General features: G+C 62.4%; 6 protein-coding genes and 2 pseudogenes. 5 read left to right on the forward strand and 3 right to left on the reverse strand.

Translation table 11 applies throughout. The features are described 5' to 3' along the window. Window positions 1-174: pseudogene (locus tag NKI32_RS31355) on the forward strand (transposase); the annotation flags it as partial. Window positions 175-356: 182 nt separating this feature from the next. Here NKI32_RS31355 and NKI32_RS31360 read toward each other — a convergent pair. Next, a complete protein-coding gene (locus tag NKI32_RS31360; RefSeq protein ID WP_280790571.1) occupies window positions 357-563 on the reverse strand; it encodes an isopentenyl transferase family protein in 207 nt (68 codons plus the stop codon). Between the two features lie 165 nt (window positions 564-728). Beyond that, window positions 729-2159 carry an oxygen-independent coproporphyrinogen III oxidase gene (gene hemN, locus NKI32_RS31365; protein ID WP_353005209.1) on the reverse strand — a complete coding sequence of 477 codons (1431 nt, stop codon included), beginning with the start codon at window positions 2157-2159 and terminating at the stop codon, window positions 729-731. Between the two features lie 867 nt (window positions 2160-3026). Here hemN and NKI32_RS31370 point away from each other — a divergent pair. Then, window positions 3027-3458, forward strand: coding sequence for a hypothetical protein (locus NKI32_RS31370; RefSeq protein ID WP_353005211.1), 432 nt, complete (start codon window positions 3027-3029; stop codon window positions 3456-3458). 877 nt (window positions 3459-4335) lie between these two features. Here NKI32_RS31370 and NKI32_RS31375 read toward each other — a convergent pair. Then, window positions 4336-4581 (reverse strand): hypothetical protein, encoded by a 246-nt coding sequence (locus NKI32_RS31375; protein ID WP_353005213.1) that lies wholly within the window; start codon window positions 4579-4581, stop codon window positions 4336-4338. Between NKI32_RS31375 and NKI32_RS31380 the strand changes: the two genes are divergently transcribed. The 3 genes and pseudogenes from NKI32_RS31380 to NKI32_RS31390 all read left to right on the forward strand — a co-directional run. Then, window positions 4581-5132, forward strand: coding sequence for a hypothetical protein (locus tag NKI32_RS31380; RefSeq protein WP_353005215.1), 552 nt, complete (start codon window positions 4581-4583; stop codon window positions 5130-5132). The two genes, NKI32_RS31375 and NKI32_RS31380, sit on opposite strands and share 1 nt — an antisense overlap. Before the next feature lie 231 nt (window positions 5133-5363). After that, window positions 5364-6089 carry a hypothetical protein gene (locus NKI32_RS31385; protein ID WP_353005216.1) on the forward strand — a complete coding sequence of 242 codons (726 nt, stop codon included), beginning with the start codon at window positions 5364-5366 and terminating at the stop codon, window positions 6087-6089. A 127-nt stretch (window positions 6090-6216) separates the two neighbouring features. After that, a pseudogene (locus NKI32_RS31390) lies at window positions 6217-6413 on the forward strand (transposase); the annotation flags it as partial.

Genomic DNA, 6413 nt, shown 5'->3' on the forward strand with positions numbered 1-6413 from the left:
CATGCTGGAGCGGCTCAACGAGGAAATCCGCCGGCGCACCTATGTCGTGCGCATCTTCCCCAATACCGAAAGCTGCCTGCGCCTGATCAGGGCGTTGGCCGTCGAGACCAACAAAACTGGATGGAGGCCTACCTGCGCGAGCACAAGAAGCTCACTCTGCGCCAAGCCGCATGACCAGCATATGGCCGCCCCATTTTGCAGGACTTGACGCACACAACCCGCTTTGCTCTCTCTACAAAGGCATCGGAGTTGCCGAGCCGCAACCGCCTTACATGCCACTGAAAGCGCCAGCCCGATGCTGACTCGCGCCATGTGAATTAAGAAGGGAGATCGAGCCGGCTTCGAGTGAGCCCAGGCTAAGATCTAAGCTCATCCACGTGCATGATCAGCTTACGACGGGCAGTCACGGCGTGGATGTGCCCGCGGTCAGGAGGCGTATCCAAGTAAACCCGCTGGGTAGACTGCAGTTCGGGATCCGAGGCACGCCCGCTGCCCGTAGCGATTTGAGGACAGCATTGTACACGATCCAACGCAATGACCGGCCGTCCGGCCTCTCGTGCAATTTAAATTGAAACGTCTGTCTTGCCGCTGCAGGTCGGCCCGTAAATCAAATGGATTAGCATGTGTTTACCGCTTAGAAGCCCTTGTTTTCGAACTAACTGCCGACAACAAACTGGATAGGCTGTTCTCGTGGTTCGGTCCAGTTCACCAACGCCTATGTCGACATTTTAGGGCGCTTCACTACTAACGGGCACCGCACGATGGCAGCTCGTTCTCTCCGGCAAAGATACTCCCTGTGTTAGCTTCCGTGTTGTGTGCTTGCCCTCACCTGCGGGATACGGAAGGCCATCCCTAAAAGCATCGAATGCGGCAGCGACAGCGCGAATCCCAAAGCGATGCTCCCGCCGTACGCGGACAAAACCGTTTTCGAAGTCCACTATTCCGTCCTTGGCCAGCATCGCCAAACGCTCATCTGAACCGCGAAGACGGATCAAATCAGATCCGTGGGCGACACAGATTGCCGGCACGTCAGCCTCGAAATCGCACATTAATCGCTCGATGATTGCGGCTCGCAGGCGGTCGTCGTCTGTGAGGCGATGGCCCTTCGATGTCGCCAGTCGGCCAGCTGCGATGTGCCGGATGTAGAAATCCCGTGTAACTTCGTTTTGAACGTACCCCTGGCCAAAGCGGCCGATAGCCGACGTGCCGAAACCGATCAGGGTTCTGCAGGTATCGGCAGAGTAGCCCAACGAGTTACGTCGCAGGCGACCTGTTTCCTGTGCCAGCGCGAGCTCGTCGTGCGGCAAGGCGAAATGGTCGAGCCCGATCTCTCGGTAGCCGGCGGCAACCAGCGTCACGGCGGCAGCCGCATGCTGTTCAGCGCGGGCAGCGCTGTGGGGAAGAAATTCCGCCTCGATGAGGCGCTGGTTCTTTATTTGGGATGGGATATGCGAGTAGCCGAACAAGGCAAGCCGGTCGGGGCGCATGGCGACCGCCGCCCTCGCCGTCTCGACGCACGACTCCACCGTTTGACGCGGCAGGCCGTAGATGAGGTCGAAGTTGATCCGGTTTACTCCATGCCGGCGCAGCATTTCCACGGCAGCCGACGTCTGGGCCTCGCTCTGGATTCGGTTGATCGCTTTTTGAACAATGGGATCGAAGCTCTGTACGCCCAGGCTCGCGCGGTTCACGCCGGCCGCTCCCAAGCCTTCCGCCATCTCGGGCGTGAGCGTGCGTGGATCGATCTCGATGGCGACCGTAGCTGTTTTCGAGATGGCGAAGCGGCATCGCAGGAACTCCATCAGAGCGAGGAACTCGGCTGGTCCGATGAGAGACGGCGTTCCGCCGCCGAAATGTATGTCGCTCACGGGCAGCGTCTTCGGCACTCGCTCACAAACCAGACGGATCTCGTCACGCAGCGCCGCCAGATAGTTGAGGATGGGCGCATCATGGCGGGTGATGGTGGTTGGGAAGCCGCAATACCAGCAGGCTGATCGGCAGAACGGAACGTGCAGATAGAGTGACACCGGATCCTCAGCCGGCAGGTTCCTGAGCCATGCCTCATAAGCCTCGGCGCCGACCGCCCCGGAGAACTCCGACACAGCCGGATAGATAGTGTACCAAGGCAGCCGGGCCTCTCGAAATTTCGTGGTCTGCAAAGGCACAATCCCATACTGATAACAACCAACCCTACCCACCGCGCCCGCCTGGGTCCTTGCGCTATGTCAGTCCGTTCCGTTTGGGCTCGAATCTAGATCTTTTTTAGCAATGGGCCACAGGCGCCGCTGCCCATCACTTCGCGCTACGGCACCCTGAACGCCGTTTACGAGGCCCCGGACGCCGATGACTGGGAATCGACCAACTACGCCAATCTCGTCGGCTCGCCGGATGCGTCGACGCTGCGAGCGTCCGGCCGGCGCCAAGCGGCTCTTCGCGCCGACGCCGGGGGGGCAAGGACCTCCTTGACCAGGGCGCCAGCGTCGATTTGGTGTTGCCGGTGGCAAGCGTGACGGATCCGCTCTTCAATCGGATCCTGGGGGGGCCGGCGCCCCTCAAAACCGGTGGCGCGGAACGAGCCCCGATCTGCATCTTGAAAGGCGCGTTTACCAGCCTATGGAGCGCCTCGACCGATCGCGTGCTCGACCGCTTTGAAGTCGCCTACACGCCCTCCCCGTATAATGCACCTGCAAACCGGCCCGTGCTCGCACAGCTGAGTGACTTCAACAAGCTGAAGCTTGCGCTGGCGAGCGACGATCCCGAAGTCATCGCCCGCGCGCCCAAACTGAGCCGTTCCGGACGTGTCGTGACCTTCCTCACCTATCCCGATGCGGCGGTGCCGATGCCTTCCGCGGGCTACCTGCCCGCCACGGCGCCTTGGCTGGTCGCAGCGCCTCCTCCGAGCGGGCGGTTCTTTGGCTATTTCCTGTCGCATTCTTCACACAGGACGCCCGCGGCGAGGAGCGCGACGCCGAGACGAGCGGCTGGCGAGCGAAACGCTGCGCTTCATAAATTACCTGACCCCGCAATTGGCTTGGACGCTCGACGGATACCTGCAACATCAATACACGCAGCGCTACCCGTTGACGGCCCCGACGGTGATGTTGCCGCTTGCAACCGATATCCAAACCCCTGCCACAGCTGCGCTGCGGGACGACCATGGCAGCGAACTGCCGCTGATGGGCTGGCGGTTCTATCTCTCGCCTGCGCGCTTCGAACTTCTGCGGCAATACCTCAGGAAGGCTCTGGCGCCGGCTGACAATGGCGAGGCAAGGCCAACCGCGCTCCGCTCCATTTATGAGCCGCTGGCGGACCTGATTCTGGCCGTGGACCGCGGCAGCGCCGAACTGGTGTTGCAGCGCTGGGCCTATGAGGCCGATGCCCGCGCGGGGGCGTGCCGTCGCAGAGCGGCGCCCTCACCGCAAACGTGGCAAAGGTTGGAACACACAAGCGCGCGCTAAAAGCGTCTGATTCACCTAATGAATTCAAGATCCTTCGGGACTTGCTGCGCCAGCCGCTCGACAAGTTCCAAGCCGCCGTTAAGGTCTTCGCCTCTGGCGTGAAAGACGACTGGCTGACGATCACGATACGTGCCCGGCTGGATGGAGCGGACTGGGTTCCGCAAGCCCTGTCACTGACGGCAGCGACGTGCTGCGCCTCGGCCTTCGCCTGGAGCGCCCGAGCGATGCGGTGGTGCCGGCGGGCATTGCCGACCCAATGCGGCCGCAGGCCACGCCTGGATTCGGCCTTGCAGTCGACAAGAACGAGGTCGCCATCTAACCGGAACTGCAAGGCGACACCTTTGCCGATCTGCATGACCGGGCGGCCACAGAGCTGGGCAAATATGTCTCGGCCAGCATGAAGACCTCACTGCGCGAACGCCTCGACTGGCTGCGTGCGATCCGGGCCGCGCCCGCGCTGCGCTCGCCGCTCCGACTCGCCCGCCGACGCCTTTGGCCTGCGCAACACCGTGCGGGCTCTCCTGCCCGACGTGGCCGCATGCATGGCCGCGCTGGTGACCTATGTGCACAATGACGACCCAGCTTCGGGTACCGACGCGCTGTTCGAACACGTCAAGGACCTTTCGGCAGAGCTGGCCGGCCATCTTTCGATGACGCTGAAGAGCCTGCTCATCACGACCCCCGGGCTCTTCGCCACGACCAAGGGCTTCGGAGTGGCGATCTTCGAACCCGATTCCTGGACCCAACGGCTCTACTCCTTGCAATTGCGTAAGCAGATCCATCCCGCAACCGCGCCAGGCGAGACCGCTAGCGACCCGTCGCGCTTTGATGTCGACCGTTTCCTCTTTCCTCTGTTCCACAACGCTGCGGCGGGGCGTTACTTGTCGATATACTCGACGACGCCCGATATGATGACGAGTTCGAGATCGATGGGAGCGTTTTTGACCCGCCGCGGCCGCTGTGGACACGCGGCGGACCTGGCTTTGTGCTTGGGTCGGGCGGCGCGAAACTGCGCCAGCGCGGCGATGCCCAAGCGCGCAGCGGCGAGGACGTCATCGAGCAGTATAATCGCTTCGACGATGGCCTCGTCCTGGCCCGCCAGATCGAAGCCGATGTCGTGCATTGGAACCCGAACTGACCGAACCGGTCGCCCCGAACACCCGGCGCTTCTACCTGCTGCCCTCGCGACGTCGGCCCGCGACGCCAGTGAAGCAGAAGCCCAGCGCCGACAGCGGACCGCCTCGCGCGCCGCTGCCGGTGTATCTGACAACGCCCATGCGGCCCCTGAACGATCAGCTGGCCGACCTCCTGAAAGGTCGTCTCGATGATAAGAAGATGGTGGCCTTCGGCTCGGGCGGCACAGGGCTAAGAGCGAAGCGCCGCAATCCAACCCTGACAGGGCTGATCCAGCGCGACAGCAATGGGCTAGCCGCGCCCGACTGGTGGCATCTCGAGAGCTATGCCTCCGAGCACTATTTCGTGCTGGAGGGTGACGAGGAGTCCTCGGGCTCCGAAGGCCCATTCCACAATGACCGCATCCGCATCGAGGTCGAGATTGGCGACAGCCCGTTCGTGGACGAGGATGCCGTCGCGCCAAAGACATACGCCGTCGAGGGTGAACTCGGCGACTGGTTCGCATACCAGCGTCTGCGGGTCGCAAACCAAGCGGCGTGATCCCGAAGCCCGCGAAGATCTCGCGTGCTAACCTTGAGAAGCGGCTCCGCGACTGGCTGGCCCCAACGACTGCCGACGATTGGCTCCTGGTCCCGGCGCCGTCGGTCGTGGACTCCGGCAAGCGAGCATCGCAGAAGGGTAACAGCACGACTGTCGTGGCCGGCTTCACGCCCCAGCAAGTCGGATTCTGCGCAGCGGCTCGAGAATCAATGGCCGCAAGGGATTGGCGCGGTGCTGGCCGCCGAAATCATGGATCTCGATGCCGATCCAAAGCCGCAGGATCGCTTTGTGCTGAGGGTGGTTGTGCTGGACGAACCCTGGCGCTTCGCGCGCGTGCGGGTCCGGATCGAGCGCAACAAGGCGGACGTCAACGACGACAAGCTGCCCGACATCAACCCGCTGTTCCAGATGATCGGGGAATTCTCCAGCTGGAGCAGTCATGGGCGCGAGCCGATGCTCCTTGATTTGCGCGACAGCGAGGGACTGGGCTTGCCAGCCGAGGCAGTTCAATTGACTGCGAAGCTGACGCTTGGCGAGTTCCTCAAGAAAGATATGACTACTCCCCTCGACTACGGCGATCAGGTTGGGACAGCCGTTGACGCCCAATTCACCGCATCGGGTTTCGGGCGGCTTCCTCTGTGGAGCCCCGATCGTGTTCGACTGGGGCAGTACGCGGTCTCTGGCATGGTGATCCAACTGCGAGCGGACCTTCATCCGCGCTACGCAAGGGCCGAGCTGAACGATCAGATTGAGGAGCGCATCGAGGAGATCCCGCGCGTACATTTGGCGCCCATGCCGTCCGACCCGACTATGCCAAGGCGTAACTTCGCGCCACTTCTCAAGGGCTTCACGCACACTGACGTGCCCTCGGCCCATCATGCGGTGCGTATTAATTGGACCAACGCCGCCGGCGAGCTAATCGTGAGTTGCACGTGGCCAGTGCGATTCCAATCATGAAACGCAACGAGAGGCGCAGCCGAGCGATCTTGATTTTTGCTGATGCCATCGCACTAGGGTGCTCGATGCGACTCGAACGCGGCCTCGCCTTCGAAGCGCGGCTGTTCAGCGCCCTGCCCTCCTCGCGGCGCAGCGGGCATTGGTGGCGACGCTGGCCGAGGTGTATGTCCAGGGCGTGTCGACCCGCAAGGTGAAGGCGATCACGGAAGAACTGTGCGGCCATGCCTTGTCGGCCTCGACGATCTCGGCCATCAACAAGCGGCTGGACGAGAGCCTCGCTGCCTTTGCCAGGCGCCCCCTTCAAGAGCCGTTTCCTTACCTCAT

The sequence above is a fragment of the Mesorhizobium sp. M0761 genome, from assembly GCF_040320205.1.
In the GTDB taxonomy this organism is placed as follows: Bacteria; Pseudomonadota; Alphaproteobacteria; order Rhizobiales; family Rhizobiaceae; genus Mesorhizobium.

Coding starts and splice junctions, on each gene's coding strand:
- NKI32_RS31375 (WP_353005213.1), bottom strand. CDS start 4,581: ATGCACGACATCGGCTTCGATCTGGCGGGCCAGGACGAGGCCATCGTC.